Annotated in this window: 16 protein-coding genes; 8 read left to right on the plus strand and 8 right to left on the minus strand. The window is 69.0% G+C overall.

Annotated features, from left to right (window positions below; all coding sequences use genetic code 11):
- Positions 1 to 44 precede the first annotated feature (44 nt).
- Positions 45 to 743, plus strand: a complete 699-nt coding sequence (locus tag IPH07_33295; GenBank protein ID MBK6922315.1) for a response regulator transcription factor — start codon at positions 45 to 47, stop codon at positions 741 to 743.
- A gap of 68 nt (positions 744 to 811) precedes the next feature.
- On the opposite strand, the gene IPH07_33300 is transcribed toward IPH07_33295, so the two are convergent.
- The 3 genes from IPH07_33300 to IPH07_33310 form a co-directional block, all read right to left on the minus strand.
- Positions 812 to 1,840, minus strand: coding sequence for a LamG domain-containing protein (locus IPH07_33300; GenBank protein MBK6922316.1), 1,029 nt, complete (start codon positions 1,838 to 1,840; stop codon positions 812 to 814).
- Between the two features lie 78 nt (positions 1,841 to 1,918).
- Positions 1,919 to 2,935, minus strand: a complete 1,017-nt coding sequence (locus tag IPH07_33305; protein ID MBK6922317.1) for a hypothetical protein — start codon at positions 2,933 to 2,935, stop codon at positions 1,919 to 1,921.
- A 58-nt stretch (positions 2,936 to 2,993) separates the two neighbouring features.
- Positions 2,994 to 3,395: a hypothetical protein gene (locus IPH07_33310; protein MBK6922318.1), complete on the minus strand. Its 402-nt coding sequence runs from the start codon at positions 3,393 to 3,395 to the stop codon at positions 2,994 to 2,996.
- A gap of 156 nt (positions 3,396 to 3,551) precedes the next feature.
- Between IPH07_33310 and IPH07_33315 the strand changes: the two genes are divergently transcribed.
- From IPH07_33315 to IPH07_33325, 3 genes are all read left to right on the plus strand, one after another.
- Positions 3,552 to 3,704 (plus strand): arginase family protein, encoded by a 153-nt coding sequence (locus tag IPH07_33315; protein ID MBK6922319.1) that lies wholly within the window; start codon positions 3,552 to 3,554, stop codon positions 3,702 to 3,704.
- Positions 3,705 to 3,778: 74 nt separating this feature from the next.
- Positions 3,779 to 5,098 carry an Hsp70 family protein gene (locus IPH07_33320; GenBank protein MBK6922320.1) on the plus strand — a complete coding sequence of 440 codons (1,320 nt, stop codon included), beginning with the start codon at positions 3,779 to 3,781 and terminating at the stop codon, positions 5,096 to 5,098.
- A 59-nt stretch (positions 5,099 to 5,157) separates the two neighbouring features.
- A complete protein-coding gene (locus tag IPH07_33325; GenBank protein MBK6922321.1) occupies positions 5,158 to 5,973 on the plus strand; it encodes an MBL fold metallo-hydrolase in 816 nt (271 codons plus the stop codon).
- Between the two features lie 11 nt (positions 5,974 to 5,984).
- Here IPH07_33325 and IPH07_33330 read toward each other — a convergent pair whose 3' ends face one another.
- Entirely contained in the window at positions 5,985 to 7,826 is a 1,842-nt protein-coding gene (locus tag IPH07_33330) for a serine/threonine protein kinase (GenBank protein ID MBK6922322.1), read from the minus strand.
- A 100-nt stretch (positions 7,827 to 7,926) separates the two neighbouring features.
- On the opposite strand from IPH07_33330, the gene aroA reads away from it, so the two are divergent.
- The 4 genes from aroA to IPH07_33350 all read left to right on the plus strand — a co-directional run bounded on the left by aroA (position 7,927) and on the right by IPH07_33350 (position 11,851).
- Entirely contained in the window at positions 7,927 to 9,294 is a 1,368-nt protein-coding gene (gene aroA, locus IPH07_33335; protein ID MBK6922323.1) for a 3-phosphoshikimate 1-carboxyvinyltransferase, read from the plus strand.
- A 137-nt stretch (positions 9,295 to 9,431) separates the two neighbouring features.
- Positions 9,432 to 10,766, plus strand: a complete 1,335-nt coding sequence (locus IPH07_33340; protein MBK6922324.1) for a class I SAM-dependent RNA methyltransferase — start codon at positions 9,432 to 9,434, stop codon at positions 10,764 to 10,766.
- A gap of 124 nt (positions 10,767 to 10,890) precedes the next feature.
- Positions 10,891 to 11,319: a polymer-forming cytoskeletal protein gene (locus tag IPH07_33345; protein MBK6922325.1), complete on the plus strand. Its 429-nt coding sequence runs from the start codon at positions 10,891 to 10,893 to the stop codon at positions 11,317 to 11,319.
- 121 nt (positions 11,320 to 11,440) lie between these two features.
- Entirely contained in the window at positions 11,441 to 11,851 is a 411-nt protein-coding gene (locus IPH07_33350) for a hypothetical protein (GenBank protein MBK6922326.1), read from the plus strand.
- A gap of 3,143 nt (positions 11,852 to 14,994) precedes the next feature.
- Here IPH07_33350 and IPH07_33355 read toward each other — a convergent pair.
- The 4 genes from IPH07_33355 to IPH07_33370 all read right to left on the minus strand — a co-directional run bounded on the left by IPH07_33355 (position 14,995) and on the right by IPH07_33370 (position 18,163).
- On the minus strand, positions 14,995 to 16,167 hold the full coding sequence (locus IPH07_33355) for an IS66 family transposase (GenBank protein MBK6922327.1): 1,173 nt from the start codon (positions 16,165 to 16,167) through the stop codon (positions 14,995 to 14,997).
- Positions 16,168 to 16,689: 522 nt separating this feature from the next.
- Positions 16,690 to 17,058 carry an IS66 family insertion sequence element accessory protein TnpB gene (gene tnpB / locus IPH07_33360; protein MBK6922328.1) on the minus strand — a complete coding sequence of 123 codons (369 nt, stop codon included), beginning with the start codon at positions 17,056 to 17,058 and terminating at the stop codon, positions 16,690 to 16,692.
- Positions 17,055 to 17,309, minus strand: coding sequence for a hypothetical protein (locus IPH07_33365; protein ID MBK6922329.1), 255 nt, complete (start codon positions 17,307 to 17,309; stop codon positions 17,055 to 17,057). The genes tnpB and IPH07_33365 overlap by 4 nt, the downstream gene beginning before the upstream one ends.
- 443 nt (positions 17,310 to 17,752) lie before the next feature.
- The gene (locus IPH07_33370) at positions 17,753 to 18,163 is read right to left on the minus strand and encodes a hypothetical protein (protein MBK6922330.1); all 411 of its coding nucleotides are present in this window, start codon (positions 18,161 to 18,163) and stop codon (positions 17,753 to 17,755) included.
- Positions 18,164 to 18,166: the final 3 nt, after the last annotated feature.

Here is an 18,166-nt window from a genome sequence, read left to right on the forward strand (position 1 = left end):
GCGTCACCTGCCTGTGACGTGGGCACGCGACGGTCATGATCCCGATGTCCACCACCATCCTCGTGGTCGATGACGAACAAGATCTCGTGGCGACGATGGAGCATGCTCTGCGTCGCGAGGGCTTCCGTACCGTCGCGGCTCACAACGGCCAGGATGCGCTCGCGCTGGCCTCCCGCGAGCCGCTGCCGGATCTCGTGCTCTTGGATCTGATGTTGCCTGATCTCTCGGGCACCGAGGTCTGCCGCGCACTGCGGGCACGCGACGCCACCCGCAACCTGCCCATCGTCATGGTGACCGCGCGCGACGAAGAGATCGATCGCGTGGTCGGCTTCGAGGTGGGCGCCGACGACTACATCGCCAAGCCGTTCAGCCTGCGCGAGCTGGTGCTGCGCGTGCGCGCGATCCTCCGACGCGCACAGAACCCCGAGCCCGAGTCGAGCGAGACGTTGATCGAGCTCGGCCCGGTGCGCATCGACGCGCTGGGGCACCGCGTATGGATCGGCGGCGAAGAGATCCAGCTGACCGCGCTCGAGTTCAAGCTGCTGCACACGCTGGCCTCGCGACGTGGGCGCGTGCAGACCCGCGAGACCCTGCTGCACGATGTCTGGGGCCATCAGTCCGGCATTCCCACGCGCACGGTCGACACCCACGTGCAACGCCTGCGCAAGAAGATCGGTGAGGCGTCGGACTTCATCGAGACGCTGCGCGGGGTCGGCTATCGCTACCGCCCCAACGTCGAATAGAGCCGGGCGCGGGCACGCCCACCACCACCCTCGAGCCCCCGCGACGGCGGTTGGAGGTCGACGGGGCGTCAACCCGCCGCGACGATCAACGCCTCGAGCTCGACCACGTCGAGCGCGTGCGCGTACACGCGAAGATCATCGAGCTCGCCGACGAAGAAGTCATCGAAGATGTTGCCGGTATCGTTGTCGGCGCCCAAGACCAGCGGCGCGTCCTGGTAGCCGATGCTGACCCCGTCGACGGTCGCGACCGCCACGGCGTCGCGGTACAGCGTGGCGGTCGCGCCATCGACCACCAACGCGACGTGGAACCAGGGCTGGTTGGGGTCGAAGGCATGGTCCGCGCCGAGCGTGTACGGCGTGGTTCCATCCGACACGGCGGCGAACAGCTGCCCCGAGTAGAACTCGATCTCATAGCTCGCGAGGTTGCCATCGCCGACGAGTCGATTGAGGAAGACCCGGGTGCTCGTCGAGTTGGTCGTGTCGCGCACCCACAACGCGATCGTGAAGGCGCCCGCGAGATCGAGCGGGCCCGTGCCCGCGACCGTCAGGTAGCTCGAGCCGGTGAAGCTGGCGGCGTCACCGATGCGGCCGGGCACCTTGGCCGGGCACCCGGGGCCGTCGCACACCACGGGCAGCTCCAACGGCCCGATGTCGGTGGCACCGGAGAGCGCCATGAAGTCATCGTCGAGCGGCAGGTGCAGCACGAGATCGGACTCGCCACCGCCACTGCTGCTGCTGTCTGCAGCCGCGCCCGTGCTCGAGTCGGTGGCACTCGTCTCGGGCTGGCACAGCCCGCCGTCGCACATCAGACCGGGCAGGCACTGGGCCTCGATGCACGGGCAGCCCTGCGTCGCCGACACGCAGTCGTCCGGGACGCACAACATGGTGGCGGGGTCGCAGACGAGCGAGTCGTTGCAGGTCGCGTTGGGGTAGCAATCACATCCGGCGTCACCGGCCGCGCACGCCTGCGACGTACTGCCGACGCCCGTCTCCGAACCATGGGACTCGCCCTGCGCCGCCGTACCGGCGCTCGACGACGGGTTGAAGCACGCCGTCGCGAGCAACGAGCCGACGAGAGGCAGCCACTGCGCACGCATCGTCGGAGCGTAGCGCAACCGGGCCAGCGCATCACCTACCGCGGGGTCCCGCGGAATTCGCCGTTCACGCCGCGACCTTCACTGCGCCGCGAAGCGGCGCACGGGCACCATCGCGCCCTCGCTGATCGTCACGAACGCGCTCCCGCCGGGGAGCACCGCGAGCGCCTCGCCATCGGCGTCGGGCAACGTCGGCAGCGGACAGGGCGGGCCCGCGAAGGCCTCCGCGAGGTCGACGCCCGTGGGTCGCCGCCACGCGAACGCGTGGGAGTAGGTGCGGACGATCGCAAGACTGCCGTCGTCGGCGATGTCGCCACCGGTCGCGAGCGGACTGCCCGGCAGTGGCTCGACCCCGAACGACAGCGTCGCGATCTCCTCCATCGTGGTCTTGCTCTCGACGTCGATCGGCGCGACGGCGCGGAACACCCGCGAAGGCCCCGCGTCCTCCTTGGTCACGATCAGCAGATCGCCGGTCAGCGGGTCCGACAGCAGCGTCTCGGCGTTGTGCGGCCCATCGGGGTACTTCAGATCGATCGGCACCACGCCGCCCAGCGGCAGGCCCTCGCCGCCGGCCGCATCGACGACGGGCTCAGGCACGCGGTAGACCGTCACGTAGCCGCGGATGGTTCCGTTGTCACCGATGTCCGCGAGGTAGAGATGGTCGACGCCGGCCTCGGGCCCGGGGCCCAGCGCCATGTCCTCCCAGTCGAGCGCGAACGCCCCTTCGAGCAGATAGCTCGCGATGGTCTCGCCCGTCGGTCGCACCGCGAACACGCGCGGCGTGTCACCCGAGTCGTTGTGCAGCCACAACACGTCGGGCTGGGTGCGGCTCGCGACCAGCCCCGAGGTCTCGACGATCGCCGGGTCGGTCAGCATCCCGATCGGCTCGCCGTCGGCGAAGCTCGGGCACGTCGGCAGCTCCGGCGCGCCCGTCGAGCTCTCCGCACTGCTACCGCTGGCCTCGCTCGACGAGGCGCCCGTGCCATCGCCGTGCGTCGAGCCCGAGCTACCCGCGGTCGAGCCTACTTCGCTGTCGGCGGCGGCGGATCGATCGCCACAGGCGACGGTGAGCGAGCACAGCAGGGGGACGACACGCAAGGCAGTGGACATGGCAGCGGGCGCATCCCTCGACGCGCCCGCGCATCCTACTCCAGCTTCACACGAGGCGGCGCAGCATCACCCAGCCCAGGCCGATGAGCGCCGCGACGAAGCCCACCAGTCCGAGCACGCCGGTATGCACCAGCATGAACACGCGCATCGCCGACAGCAGCCAGTAGATCACCGCGAAGCCAATCACCATGATCGCGCCGCCGCGCACGCGCGCACGAATGGCTTCTTGGCGCCCGGGGTGGATGCGGTGCTCGATCATGATCGCCGCGCCGAGCATCCACACCGGCGCCAGCAGCCAGGTCACGGGCACGTCCGTGACCGTGCTGGCACCGTGCTGCGAAATCCACACGAGCGAGCAGATCGCCAGCAGCACCGCGCCGAGGCCCACCGCAATGCCGAGGTTGGCGACCGATTGCGAGCCCCGTCGATGGCCGCCGCGCGCCAGCATCCACGCGGCCGCACCGAACATGAACGGCACTGCCACCAGGACCACGAGTGAACTCGCGCCGCCCCCCAGCAGTGCGCGCATCAGATCGGCCATGCTCACGGTCGCGCGGTACCGTGGTCGGACCGCCAGCATTCCGCGGCCCGAGCACGCGAGGCGATGGCCCTGCTGCGTGGCCTCGCGGGTGTGAACCTGTGCGGCATGGATCTGGTCGAGGTCACGCCGATGCTCGATCACGCCGACGTGACGTGCTTGCTGGCGGCACACCTGCTGTACGAAGGCCTGGCCCTGGCCGCGCTGCCCCGCACGTAGCGTACGCGCGTCGACGCGCGTGCCGTCGGCCGTGCAAGCCCGGCCGGGTTCCGGCACACTCGCGGCCCCTCGCCGTGACCGCCCCCACTCCCCGCGTCGGCATCGACTTCGGCACCTCGAGCTCGGCGATCGCCATGGCCGACGCCGATGGTGCCGTGCGATTCGCCCAGTTCCCCGCCGGCGTCGATCCGACCGCCGCGGTCGCAACCGGCATGGGCCCGAGCTGGCGCACGCTGTTGTTCTTCGACCCCGACGCGCAGAAGGTCGAGCTGCCGGTGCAGTACCACGCCGGCGCCGAGGCCATCGCCGCGTACCTCGAGGCCGCAGGCGAGGGTCGCCTGGTGCAGTCGTTCAAGACCCACCTCACCAGTGAGTCGCTCGGGCGCACGCAGATCGCCCACCACGCGCTCGGGCTCGAGGACATGATCGCGCTGTACCTGCTGCGGCTGCGTCAGCGCGCGGAGGCCGATCTCGGCTGCACCATCGAGCGCGCGCTCATCGGACGGCCGGTGCGCTTCGCCGGTGGCCGCAGCCCCGAGGACGACGCGCTCGCCGAGCGACGACTGCGGGCCGCGGCTGCGCTGGCGGGCTTCCACGAGGTCGAGCTCGAGCTCGAGCCGGTCGGCGCCGCGCACCACTACGCGCGCACGCTGACGCGTCCCGAGCTGGCGCTGGTGGCCGACTTCGGCGCCGGCACCACCGACTTCTGCGTGATGAAGGTCGGCCCGACCGGGCACGACACCGCACCTGCGCGCGACATCGTGGCGATCGGCGGCGTGGCGGCGGCGGGCGACGATCTCGACGCCGCGCTCATCGATCACATCGTGTGCCCGCTGCTGGGCAAGGGCGACAGCTACGTCGAGATGGGCGGGCAACGCAAGGCCATCCCGAGCTCGTACTACTACAAGCTGGCGCGCTGGCATCACCTGTCGTTCTTGGGCGGCACGCGGACGCGCACCGAGCTCGAGCGGCTGCGTCGGGGCGCCCAGCACCCCGAGCGCATCGCCGCGCTCATGCATATCATCGAGACCAACCAGGCCTTCCACCTGCACAAGTCGGTCGAGCGCGTGAAGCTCGAGCTCTCACGCCACGAGCACGCCGCCTTCCACTTCACCGACGGGCCCATCGACATCCACGCCGAGGTCACCCGCGCGGACTTCGAGCGCTGGATCGTCGACACCACCGACGCCATCGCGAAGGCGCTCGACGACACGCTCGCGCGGGCCAAGCTGGCCCCGCGAGCAATCGACTGCGTCTTCATGACCGGCGGCACCGCGTTCGTGCCCGCGGTGCGGCGCCTGTTCGAGCAGCGCTTCGGCGCCGACAAGCTGCGCAGTGGCGACGAGCTGATGTCGATCGCCTCGGGTCTGGCGCTGCGTGCCAGCGGGTCGTGAGTTGTCGATTCGGCCTCGACGGACGGGGTCGCGAGCGGGTATGCCAGCGGCCGATGACGATTCGAGTCCACCACCTCGAGTGCGGCCGCATGACACCGATCGCGGGCCGTCTCGTGTTCGGTGCGGACGCGCGGCACCGCCACCTGCTGTGCCACTGCGTGCTGCTCGAGCTGCCCGATCGTCTGGTGCTGGTCGACAGCGGCTTCGGCCTGGCCGACATCGCCGACCCGCGCGGGCGTCTGGGTGGGCTGTTCCTCGGCGGCATTCGGCCGCAGCTCGACTCGCACGCGACCGCCGTGAGCCAGATCGAGGCCCTCGGGTTCGCGATGTCCGACGTCCGCGACATCGTGCTCACGCACATGGACGTGGATCACATCGGCGGCATCGCCGACTTCCCCCACGCCCGCATCCACGTGAGCCAGGCCGAGCTCGATCGCGCGACCACGCGGCCGACCTTCGACGATCGTCTGCGCTATCACCCGGCGCAGTGGGCCCACGACGCGAAGTTCCGCACCTACGCGGCGCAAGGCGAGCCGTGGTTCGGCTTCGCCGCGGTGCGCTCGCTCGACGACCTGCCGCCCGAGCTGCTGCTGATCGAGCTCGCGGGCCACTCACGCGGGCATGTCGGTATCGCGATCGACACCGGCGCGCGCTGGCTGCTGCACTGTGGCGACGCGTACTTCCACCGCAACGAGGTCGCCGCCACACCGAGCTGCCCCGCCGGCCTGCGGTGGTTCCAGCGCTTCATGGCCCAGGACAACGCGCTGCGCGTGGCCAACCAGGCCCGCCTGCGCGAGCTCGCCGCGGAGCACCGGGCAGACGTGCGTCTGTTCTGCGCCCACGATGTCGACGAGTACGAGGCGCTGGCGCAGTGATGCGCGCCCGGTCAGAGCCGTACCTGCGACACCGGCTCGAGCCGCGGCGGATGACCGCGGCGCGCCGAGTGGACGCGGTAGCGACGGCGCAGGATCCAATCGCCCTGTAGGAAGTCGATGTCGACCTCGGCTGGCGCGTCGATCGGCTCGGCGACGAGCTCCATGCGGAGTGCGTGTCCCGACAGCGGCGTCACGCCCAGGCTCTTGCGCTTGTCGGCGTCGACCAGCTCGAGCTCGCCGCGCCGGAGGATCAGCAGCGTCTCGCTGGGGTGGCGCGTGAAGACCAGGCCGATCGCCGCGCCGTTGCCATCGAACTTGCGCAGCAGCTTGGCGGACTCGCTGTGCACGAGCTGCACCTCGCTGCCGATGCCGAGCGCGAGGTATCCGGCCGCCGCGGCGACGCCGTGGATGGCCTGCGCGCCGACGCGCTGCTGCCACGGCACCTCGCGCAGCTCTCGATCCCAACGCGTCACGGTGCCGTCGGCCTGGCCGACCAGCAGGTCGCCCTCGCGTGCGCGCGACAGCGACGTGACCAACGCGGGGCTCGGCAGCGGGCGCATCACGGTCTCGGCGTCGGCATCGGCCCAGTAGCTGAGGCCGCGCGCGTCGGCGCGGTACAGCGAGGTCCCGCTCTCGAGCACGAGCGCGCCCGGTGTCGCGAGCCCCTCGCGATAGCCCGCGCTGACGTCGGTGACGACCGGCACCGCGGCCGCCGAGCTCGCCGGCGCGGCGACCGGTTCGACGGCCTCGGCAGCGGACTTGGACCCCGCCTGCGACGACGCCCACGCGAACGCGCCCGCCGTCGCCACACACGAGATCACCGACGCGACGATCCACGGCGTGGCACCACTGCGCCGCTGCACGACCGGCTCGATGGTGGTGACCTCGGCGGTGCGTTTGGGCTGGACCGACGTGCGCAGCGCGGCCCGCAGCGCGACCATGAGCGTGTGGGTGTCGCTGAAGCGGTCGCTCGGTGCCTTCGAGAGGCAGCGCTCCGCGACCGCTGCGACCGCGGGCGGCAGCTCGGGGCACAGCGTCGTCAACGGCGGCGGCGCGTCGTAGACGATCGCGTGCAGCAACGCCGGGGTCGACGGAGCGTCGAACGCCCGCCGCCCGCTCAGCAGCTCGTAGAGGATCGCACCGAGCGCGAACACGTCGGTGGTGGCGTCGACCGAGCTGGTGTTGCCGGAGGCCTGCTCGGGGCTCATGTAGTTCGGCGTGCCCATCACCACGTTGGTGCGGGTCATGGCCTCGGCAGCGCTCTTCATCTTGCTGATGCCGAAGTCGAGCAGCTTCACGCCCATGCGCATGCCGGCCTCGGCGGTCTGCGTGCGAATCATGATGTTGCTGGGCTTCAGGTCGCGATGCACGATGCCGGCCGCGTGCGCGGCCGCGAGCGCCGAGCACAGCGGATCGAACAGCCGCAACACCTCGCGAGGCGTCGCGCGCCGCCCGTGCATCCAATCGTCGAGGGTCACGCCGTCGACGAACTCCATCACCATGTACGGGCTGCCGTCGACGTCGGTGTTGAAGTCGAACACCTGCACGATCGCGTCGTGATCGAGGCTCGCGGCGATCTCGGCCTCTTGCCGAAAGCGGGCGTAGGCCTCGGCATCGCGGGCGAGGTGGTGCTCGAGGAACTTGATCGAGAAGCGCTGCTGCAGGCGTACGTGCACCGCCTCGTAGACGGTACCCATGCCGCCCGCGGCGATCGCTCGCGTGATGCGATAGGTGTCGGCGAGCAACGCACCGATGCGATTGTCGCCGGCCCGGCTTCCCGCCGCGCGCGCGGCCGCCATCCCCGGGTCGTCGGGCGGACCGCCCAGGAACGCGGTGCGCTGGTCCGCAGACACGACCGCGAGGCTCGAACGACCCGACACGGATCCGGTCATCGGCGGCCATTCGGGCTGCTTGAGCGCGCCGCGGGCTTTGCGGCCGCGTGCCGGCAGGACGATGGTTCGCCTGCACGCACACATTCGACCGACTATCCTCGACCAGGTGCAGTCAGGTGACGACGTGCGAACGAGCCTGTGGGTCGGCCCCGGCCCCGCGTGCGATCGCGTGCCGCGGATCCCGGGCAGCAAGAGCCTGACCAACCGCGCGCTGCTGCTGGCCGCGCTTGCGCGCGGTCGCTCGTCGATCAGCGGTTGGCTCGACGCCGACGACACGCGCCTGATGGTGGCCGCGCTGCGGGCGCTCGACGTGTCCATCACCGGTGGCGACGACCCTGGGCAACCCTTGCAGATCGACGGGCGCGGCGGGCCGTTGCGCTGCGACCACGCGCCGACGCTGCAGGTCGGCACCGCTGGCACGGTCGCGCGGTTCTTGCTGGCCGCGGTGGCCGCGAGCCCCGGCGTGTTCGTGCTCGACGGCAGCGCACGCATGCGCGAGCGACCGATGGGCGGACTCGTCGCAGCACTACGCGATCGCGGCGCGGTGCTGACCGCCCTCGAGCGCGCCGACGCGCTGCCGCTGCGCAGCGGCCCGCATCCGGCCGCATTGCGCGGCGGCACCATCGTGCTCGAGCGACCCGCCAGCTCGCAGTTCGTCAGCGCGCTCGCGTTCGCGGGGCTGCTGGCCGACGCCCCGCTCGAGATCGTCCTGCGCGAGGGCACGCCCGCGCGGCCCTACGTCGACATGACGCTGGCGGTGATCCGCAGCTTCGGCGGCGAAGCGCGCTGGTCGGCCGCGGACCGCATCCTCGTCACCCCCACCGTGCTGACGGCGATGCCCTACCGCGTCGAGCCCGACGCGTCGGCGGCGACGTACTTTCTCGCGCAGGCGGCAATCTACGGCGGCAGCTGTCGCATCGACGCGCTCGGCCACGACAGCCTGCAGGGCGATGCGGCGTTCGTCCATGTGCTGGGGCGCATGGGTGCGCAGGTCGAGCAACGCGGTGATGTCACCGTGCTGCACGGCGGCGCGGCGCTGCAGGGCGGCACGTTCGCGCTCGACGACATGCCCGACACCGCGCTCACGCTCGCGGTCGTGGCCCTGTTCGCGCGCGGGCCCACGCACATCACGGGGGTCGGCGTGCTGCGCCACCACGAGAGCGATCGGCTGGCGGCGGCGGCCTGCGAGCTGCGCAAGCTCGGTGCCGCCGTCGAGGTCTTCGACGATGGCCTACGCATCACACCGCCGAGCGCGCGCCCCGAGCAACCGGTCGCGATCGACACCTACGACGATCACCGCATGGCGATGGCGTTCAGCCTCGCGGGTGCCGTCGAGATCCGCGACCCCGCCTGCGTCGCCAAGACCTTCCCGGGCTACTTCGACGAGCTGGCCCGCCTGGGCGTGCCGGTGCAACGCACACCCGGATAGCCCCGCGCCCGCGCCCGCGCGCAGGCGCCCGTGCGCCCGCGAAATCGCTGCCGATGGTCGCGCAGCCGCGTTCGACGTGATACTTCGGCGAATGGCACCCCGAGGTGAGTGGGTGCGGCTGCCGACCGAGACCTCGCATGAAGCCTGGCGACACGCTGACCGTCATGGCCGAGACGCTGTCGAAGCACGGCGACGGCGTGGCCCGACAGGGCGGCATCGAGATCCACGTCGCGGGTCTGCTGCCGGGTGAGACGGGCGACGTCGAGATCGACTACGTCAGCCGCCAGAAGCCGCGCGCCCACGCCCGCGTGGTGCTGCGACGCAACACCCATCCCGGTCGTCGTCCGGCACCGTGCCGCCACCACGGACGCTGCAACGGCTGTGGTCTGATGGACATGGACCTGCCGAGCCAGCGCCAGCTCAAGCGCGTCGAGCTCGAGCGTACCTACGGCATCTTCATCGATCGCATGGTCGGCGAGACCCTCGACGGTCGCGGCTATCGCCACTCGAGCAAGCGCGTGTTCGCCGGCAGCCCCGGACACATCCGACTCGGCAGCTACATGCGGGGCACCCACAACGTCGCCGACATGGGCGGCTGCCTGGTCGATCATCCCGACATCGCGGCCTGTGCCGACGAGCTGGCGCAGGCCGCCGATGCCGTGCACGCCGTGCCCTACGACGAGACCGACGGCGAGGGCGACCTTCGCTACGCCTGGTTCAAGGCCGACGGTCGGGGCCGCGTGCTGCTCGCGATCATCACGGCCGAGCCGTGTCACACCGCGGTGCACGAGGTCGCCTCGCGGCTGACGATCCCGGTCGGCATCGCGTGGGGCGTCAACGCGCGCATGGGCAACGACATGCGCGGCACCACACTACGACCGCTGCGTGGCCGCCAGAGCATCGAGATCGAGTTCGCCGATCCGCTCCGCGACGAGGCCATCGTCAGCCATGTCGGCGCGTTGGGCTTCCTGCAGCCGAACCCGCAGGTCGCGTCGTTGGCCTACCACGACTTGGTGCGGGTGCCGGCCGGCGGCGCCCTGCACGGACGCACCGCGCTCGATCTCTACGCCGGCGCGGGCGTGACCACGCGCCTGCTGCGACGCCACTTCCAGATGGTCGCGCCGTGCGAGTCGTTCCCCGAGAGCGCGCGGGCGCTGGGCGCCGAGCCCGAGCTGGTCGAAGAGTTCCTGGCGCGCATCCTCGCCGATCCACACCACCTGCATCGCCACCCCGAGCTGGTGGTCGCCAACCCGCCGCGCGGTGGGCTCGGCCCCACCGTCTGCGAGCAGCTCAACACGCTGGCAGTTCCGCGCCTGCACATCATGAGCTGCTCGCCCGGATCCCTGGTCGAGGACCTCCGTCGCCTCACCGGGGAGCACGGCCGCTACAAGCTCATCGGTGCGCGAGCGTTCGACACCCTGCCCCAGACCAACCACATCGAGGTCGTGGTCTGGCTGGTCGGCCGAAGCTGATCCAAGCGCTCGCCCGCGCCGCTTGGTGCCGCGCCGACCGACGGTTCCGCGGCCGACCCGAACGAGGGTGCTTGCCGCCGCCGGGCGATTGGGGCGACAATCGAACGCACAGAAGAGGTGCCCGATGGCGAACCCGCAGAACTTCATCTCCGAGGACACCACCATCAAGGGCAGCATCACGACCGCGTCTTCGCTCACGGTCGCGGGCGCGGTCGAAGGCGACATCAACGCCGGCGGTGACGTGACCATCCTCGCCGACGCGTCGGTCCGCGGCGACGTCTCCGGCCCCGCGGTCACGATCTCCGGCAAGGTCGAAGGCCGTGTGAACGCGTCCGGCCGCCTGCTCATCACCGCGCGCGGCTTCGTGCAGGGCGACATCGCGGTGCGCTCGCTCCACATCGAAGAGGGCGGGACCCTGCAGGGGCAGTGCAACATGGGCTCGGCGGCCCCTGCCGCGGCCAAGGCCGGCAACGGGCGCACGATCGCGCCGCCGTTGTCCTCGCTGACGCCTCCGCCCGCCTCGCCCGCGGCAGCGCGCCCGCCCGAGCGCTGAGATCGTCGTTCGTTCCCCGCCGACGCTGCGCGCGAGGCTGCGCACTCGGCCGCCGCGGGACCGCTTGCAACCCGGCGCGCGTGCGCCCGTCCAGACAACACAACCGGAGAGAACCACCACCATGCCCCGCAATCGAATCCTGTTCCTGCTGCTGGCCCCCGTCCTCGCGCTCTCGGCGTGCAAGAAGGACTCGGCCGTCCAAGAGACCATCGACCTGCTGGACAAGCACAGCAAGGAGATCAAGGCGAAGGTCACCGACGCCACCGACAAGAAGGCGGGCGTGGCCGAGGCGCAGAAGTACATCGACGCCAACAAGGACGACATCGCCAAGCGCATCAAGGAGATGGGCGAGCTGAAGGGCTTCCAGGTCAGCGAGGAGATGCAGTCCAAGATGGCCTCGTCGCTGGTCGACGCCGCCTTCATGTGCAGCAAGATTCAGGTCGACCTGATGTCCGCCACGATGGAGGACAAGGACCTCGACGCCTCGCTCGAGAAGCTCTGCAAGACCTGGGACGACGCCGTCAAGATCTGACGCTCGACGCACAAGGACGCGCACGCGACCTGAGCCTTTCTCCGGTCCCGAGAGGCCCGACGGCTAACCCCCGCCGGGCCTTCTGCGTTGGTTGCTCAGCGATAGCTCATGTGCAGATCGCAGCGCGTCGGCGTGAACGAGGCCACGCGCACGCGGACGTCCTTCTCGCCGCCGAGCTCGAGCGCGGCCTGCACGGCGGTCGCGTAGCAGCGCGCGATGAGCTCGGGCACGAGGTGCGGCGGATAGTCGATGACCCAGAAGTCACCGTTAGGGCGTCGCTACGCCCGCGAGGTGATGCCACGATGCATGCGCGCGAAGATGTCGCGCCCGCAGCTGCGACCTTCCCTGCCGACAGTCGCAGGAGAGACCGTCGAAGGACCTTGCGGTCGCAGCGACGCAGCTCGACCGGTCGATCGCGCGGGGCACCGCCGAGTTCCGCGACGCACTACGACATTCGGCCGCTGCGCTGCCCGCGGTCGTCGTGCTCGGCCTTAGCACGCTTGGCGGACACCCGAGAACAGACTACGGACCACGGGCGACAGCCCGCTTCATGACGCCGTCCAGCCCGTCCCACGTCACCCGCAGCAGGCGCGCAACGCCCGAGATGCCGGCCTCGTTCAGCCAGTCGATCACGAGGCCTCGAAGATCATGGATTTGCGGCTCCCCGGGAGAATTCGTGGGTCGATCGCAGCGTTGCGTGAGGCCGAGTTGTCGGTCCTGCCCCCGTCGTCCCCCTGCACGGGACCCGAGCCGCGGGCCGATTGGCCAATCGTCAGACCACACGAGCGAGTACGATCTTTCCTCACGACTTACGGAAGAACCATCTACTCTCGACCTACGGCAGGCCGTTGTAGTCACCGTGTCCCCTCGCTCGGCCAAAAGGCCACTAGTCAGCAGCTTGCGCGTACGCTCGAATCGGAGCATTGAACGACCCAATTGACTTGACGCAGTCCCAGAACCCCGCTAGATATGCACTACGCATGTGGCTCAGGCAGCAAGGACATCCCACGCAATGCGCAAACCAACCCTGGGCGGCCATATGAATCGCAGATCGTGTATAGCCATTCTGTTTGTTGCTGGGTCGGGACTAGGCCTTGCGCTTCACCCTACGACTTGGTCGTTTGCGATGGCTGAAACCCCGCGCAATTCGCCCGTCCCGGCCCCCTATTCGAAGAGCGGGGAAGCAGAGGTCTCGCGCGCAAGCGCAACTGACACGCTGAGCTCGTGCACATGGGAAACCTTCAGCAGCACAACATCGGCTCTCGTCAATGCGGCGTGTCCGATACCTGCCAAGCGCGTAATCTCCGGCGGCTGCATCAGTAGCGCCTCGGGGCGCAAACTGATTTGGATGCACCCATACGAGGAGGCCGCAATTGGGTCGCTTCCACTGCCCGACAACGGAGAGTGGTGGCACGCAACCGACGGCAACACAGGCTGGTCGTGCAACTTCTCCTCGTCTGGGACTACGAATACCGCGCTGGCGCTTTGTTGCGGCACCTAGTTGCAATCAGCGTAGTCAGCCACTACGGATCGCGTCTGCCAGAAGGCGCTGAAAGACGATCAGCACAGTGAACACACGGACAACAATGAGTCTTGTAGCCGGCGCCGGGCTTGCGTTGTTTCTGCTAGTCGGAGCAGGAGTGGCGGGCGCTCAGGCCGAGATCACGAACTCTGCCGACAACTATTCACCCCGTCTCAATGACGGGACTGTTGGGGATGGCCGCGATGGCCGCAGCAGCAACACGCCAGCGGCCAACACCGACGAACTTCGCAGCGATGCAGTCGCGGTGCTCGCAGACTCGACTGACCATCTAAACAGTTGCGGCTGGCGTACGACCAGCGCATCGTGTGACTGCATCACGAATGATTGCGGAGCACTTCCGAATCACTGTGGGTACACGGTTGCATGCCCGGTTGGAGAGGCGGCAATCTCCGGCGGCTGCCGAATTTCGGGCGACTCAAGCGTCGAACTTCTTTCAAGTCGTGTGTATTCAAACTCGTCACCACTTCAGCTACTATATGCGACTGTTTGGTGGGGAGTGAGCGCAAATACTGGCTGGAGCTGCGAATTTGACAACGTAGACACGATGCCTTCCGGTTGGCCGCCAGTGTTTCCTACGATTGAAGTCACGGCGCTTTGCTGTGGATAGCACGTCCAAGGTCCTCATCGCGAATAGGCATATACGTCATGGCACCAGTGCATCTTTCCAAAGGCCGGCCAGGTCGGGGACACCACTTTCAGCTTGTCTTGCTGTTCCTGTGCTCCGCAAGTTGCTCTTCGTTGGACCAAGGCGACGATAAGCCTATTCCGGCGACCCCGAACGATGACGACGGAGATAGCGAATCGGCCGACGACGATGAAGCCGTGGAACGGGCAGGGGCGTCCGATGAATTGGACACTTGCTGGTGGGTAGCATCACCGAATGGTGGCACGTCGGTCGGCACCGACTTTACGGTGAACTGCCCGGCGTCAAGACGGCCAATTGCAGGCCATTGCATGCACACCGGCTCCGCGCAGCTAACGGATTCACACCCGTTCGAAGCGAGCAATGCATCGAATCTCCCAGAAGCTGGGGAGTCCTGGTACTCGACTAGTAGCACGGCGGGATGGCGCTGCGCTTACGACGCTTCGGTGTCAGCACAGATCGGCGTACTTTGTTGCGGATCATAGAAGGCTCGCTGTCCTGACTCTGGCGTTCGCAGGAACACATGATTTTGCGTTGGCGGGCGTCCGTGATACGCTTGCCGTGACGCGCCGCGCGGGTGACTATGTGGCACGGGATCTCGTCCAGGCAGAGGTGCTCTGGATCGTCGGTGTGTTCGCGATCAGCGAACTGTGATTGAGGCGGAGGTCGTCTCGTTCGTTCGCTCCCGGGTCGACTCCGCGGCTCCGCCATCGCGAACTCGCGGGTGTGCACGTTGGTGCGGTTGCCAGGTCGGGTCCACCTGGATCGACTTCGTGTGCTGATTCAGAGATTCGCGGGAGAAGCCGCTGCGCGCGCAATGCGCGAGCAGTGGTGCGCGATGGAGGCGAGGATGTCGTCGGCGCTCTTGGTCCAGGCGGACGGCTTCGGCTCGTCGTTGGTGCAGTGTCCGTGCGCCGGACCGCGTGCGTGGTTGAAGCAGCCGCGGGGCTTCCCGGTTCAGCCGCGCGCAGACTTCCAGCTCGCCGGCAGTAGATCTGCCGCGTCGGCCTCGCGGACGCGCCGCGAGAGCCGAGCGAGCACGTCGGTGAGGTACGCGACCGGGTCGACGTCGGCGAGCATGCAGCAGCCGAGGATCGTGTACACCGCCGCAGCTCGGACGCCGCCGGCATCCGAGCCCGCGAAGAGGAAGTTCTTGCGGGTGAGTGCGACGCGGACATGCATGCGTTCCACGGCACCGTTGTCGAGCGGGATGTCTGGATCGTCGAGGAACCGGAGCAGCGCGTCTTGGTGGTTGAGCACGTATCGGATCCCACCGCCCATCGGTGACTTCGGCGGTTCGAAGGGTTGGTGCGTCTCGCACCAGCGGATCAGTTCGCCGCAGACTGCCGCGCTCTTCGTGGCGCGCTCGGCGTGCCGCGCTTCGCGATCGAGACCGCGGATCTCGTCTTCGATCTGGTACAGCACCTTGTACGCCGAGACCGGCAGCGAGGCGCGATCGTCTCCGGCCTCGAGCGCGGCGACGAACTTCCGACGTGCGTGCATGTTGCACCCGCACTCGATGATGTCGTCGCGCGCGAAGCTCTTGTCGAAGAGCGTCGCAGCGTCCGCGACCGTATAGCCCTTGCGCAGCCTCAACAGATCCTCGGGACCGATCTCGCCTTCGCGCTGCCCGACCTTCTTGCCGGTGCTCGCGTAGAAGTAGAACGCCGAGTCGTCGCCGACGCAGCCCCACAGCGAGCCGATTCGCTTGCCCGTGCCGACGCGCTTGTTGGTGCCATCGCGGTCGAGCACCGGCAGACCTGTGCCGTCGATATGCATGATCTTCGCCGCGAGCGTGCGCTCCTTCGCGGCGCGCACGAGCGGTGCCAGCAGCTCCGTCGCCCACGTCACCTGATCGGCGAGCGTCGACACCGATAGCTCGACACCGAGACGCGCGAAGCGATCGCGCTGCCGATGCAGCGGCAGGCCATCGCGGTACTTCTCGACGAGCAGATTGGCGACGAGCGCACAGCCCATCCGTCCGCCCTGGACCACCTTGTCGCCCAGCGGCGCGCGCACGACCTCGGCCTCGCAGTCGTCGCACGCCAGCTTCTCGCGGCTGTCGACGCGTATACGATCACCTCGGCCGGGATCAAGTCGAGGATCTCGGTCGTGTCGTGCCCGATGCACCGCCGCTCCTTGCCGCATCGCGGGCACGGCCGAGCAGCGGTCGGCACGACGATCGGGTTCGGAATCCGCCGCAAGTTCGCCGGCAGCGGGCGGCGAAGCGGCGGCTGAGGAGGCGCCGGCGTGCCTCCGCGCGCCGCAGGTGCGACCTCCTCGCTGGTCTCGCGCAGCTTCTGATCCGCTGCGTCGCGGGTCGCGTCGCCGGTGCTCGCGAGGCTCTCGAGCAGCAACGCGAGCTGAGCCGTCGACACGCCCTCGTTCGTGCGACGAGGTGAGCGAAGCTCGGCGAGCTTGCGTTCGAGCTCGCTGTTGCGGGCAACGAGCTTCGACACGAGCTCGAGCACCGTGTCGAGCTGGCCCTTGTCGAGCAGCTCGCGAAGCACCTCGAGCACGGGGGCGCGCTTCGTCGTCGTGCTTGCCGATCCCGTCTTGCTCATGCCGACGTCGACACCATAGCGGCGTCCGGCGCCGCGGCAACCGAAAATCATCGCACGCCCGCGTGTGGTTGCGCGCGGTCGCCCGGCATCACGCGCGTGCGTGCATCGGCGGCTCCCATCGACGTGACGCGCGAGCACGTGTGATGTCGATGCCCTCGAGTAGCATCGAGAGCTCGTGCACGTCGATCTCGACCGTCGACACCTCTTCGGCCACGCGCTGTGGAAACGTGAAAGTGCCCCGCTCGAGCCGCTTGTGCACGATCGTGAAGCCGCCGCGCGTGTACACCAGAAGCTTCACCTGGGTCTTGCGCCGGTTGAGGAAGACGAAGACGTGCCCGCTCAGCGGATCTTGCGCGAGCACGCTGCGAACGTCGGCACTCAGCCCGTCGAACGATCGCCTCAAGCTCACCGGCGACGTCGCGACGTACACCTTCACTGCCCGCAGCAGCAGGATCACGTCTTCGGCCTCAAGGTGATCATCTCCGAGACGAGTTGAGCGAGCCACTGTGCCGACACACGATCGGCGCGCACCTCGATCTCGACCTCGCCGACGTGCACCACGACCTCGGCCACCACCGCCGGCTCGGACGCCAGCATCGGGACGAACTTGACCGCGCCGCGCGTGCCCTCCGTCGCGACGCGCCGCTTCCACCACCGCAGCCTCCCGCTGCCGAGCTCATGCCGCCGCTCGAACTCCGCGAGCGTCAAACCACTGCGCTTCCACGCGCGAACTGCTGCGCGGCCATCGGCCGTCGTCCATCGCACCCCGCTCGCCGGCGCCGTCCACTCGCTCCCGCGTGACATGCCCGCGAGCGTGCACGATCACTGGGCGGCCACGCGGGTGCGCTCGGGCGGACGGACACCTCCCGCGTGACATGCCCGCGAGCGTGCACGATCACTGGCGGCCACGCGGGTGCGCTCGGGCGGACGGACACGCGCGTGGCTGAACCGGGAAGCCCCGCGGCTGCGTCAACCACGCACGCGGTCCGGCGGACGGACACCCACGGTCGTCGAGCACGAGCGCGGTCGGTCGAGATGGTCGCGCTTCAGGGTTGTCGGTGGGCGGCCCAAAGCGGCGCGCGCCCAACGCGGCCGGCGTGCTATGAGCATGCTGGCTCGCGTGGGCGCGTCTCCGGGGTCAAGCGGCAGCGTCAGATTTGCTCGAGGCAGGAGGCCGGCGGAGAGAGTCTCTCGAACCCGAGCTCGCCACGTGCAGAGGTCAGCTCAGCCACGATGGTTGAGTGTGGGACTTGCGCCATGCGCCCTACCATAAAGCCACGGTAGTTACGCACAGCTTCACGTGGGGTCAGTTGGCCGAGAGTGCCGGACGAGACCCACTCCGCCGTGAGGACGTCGATCGCGAGCGCGGTGGCCTCCGACTTCGGCGGCGCAGGCACGTACTGCGATCGGATCTCAGCCACGCGTCGGGCGTCGAGAGTGTAGGTGCCGACTCGAGCGACTGAGCAGTCCTCGCCCTCAGACGGACCGGGCGCCGGACCAGGAACCGGGCCTTTGCACGCCGGGCAGATCACGATCAGCAAGGTGAGGAAGTAGCGTTGCATGAC

The organism is Deltaproteobacteria bacterium, assembly GCA_016709225.1.
Taxonomy (GTDB): Bacteria; Myxococcota_A; Polyangia; order Nannocystales; family Nannocystaceae; genus Xiheibacterium; species Xiheibacterium phototrophicum.

Excerpts from the sequence above, each read along its gene's own strand:
- IPH07_33295 (MBK6922315.1), top strand. The coding sequence starts at position 45 with ATGTCCACCACCATCCTCGTGGTCGATGACGAACAAGATCTCGTGGCG.
- IPH07_33300 (MBK6922316.1), bottom strand. The coding sequence starts at position 1,840 with ATGCGTGCGCAGTGGCTGCCTCTCGTCGGCTCGTTGCTCGCGACGGCG.
- IPH07_33310 (MBK6922318.1), bottom strand. The coding sequence starts at position 3,395 with ATGCTGGCGCGCGGCGGCCATCGACGGGGCTCGCAATCGGTCGCCAAC.
- IPH07_33315 (MBK6922319.1), top strand. The coding sequence starts at position 3,552 with ATGGCCCTGCTGCGTGGCCTCGCGGGTGTGAACCTGTGCGGCATGGAT.
- aroA (MBK6922323.1), top strand. The coding sequence starts at position 7,927 with ATGGTTCGCCTGCACGCACACATTCGACCGACTATCCTCGACCAGGTG.
- IPH07_33340 (MBK6922324.1), top strand. The coding sequence starts at position 9,432 with ATGAAGCCTGGCGACACGCTGACCGTCATGGCCGAGACGCTGTCGAAG.
- IPH07_33345 (MBK6922325.1), top strand. The coding sequence starts at position 10,891 with ATGGCGAACCCGCAGAACTTCATCTCCGAGGACACCACCATCAAGGGC.
- IPH07_33350 (MBK6922326.1), top strand. The coding sequence starts at position 11,441 with ATGCCCCGCAATCGAATCCTGTTCCTGCTGCTGGCCCCCGTCCTCGCG.
- IPH07_33370 (MBK6922330.1), bottom strand. The coding sequence starts at position 18,163 with ATGCAACGCTACTTCCTCACCTTGCTGATCGTGATCTGCCCGGCGTGC.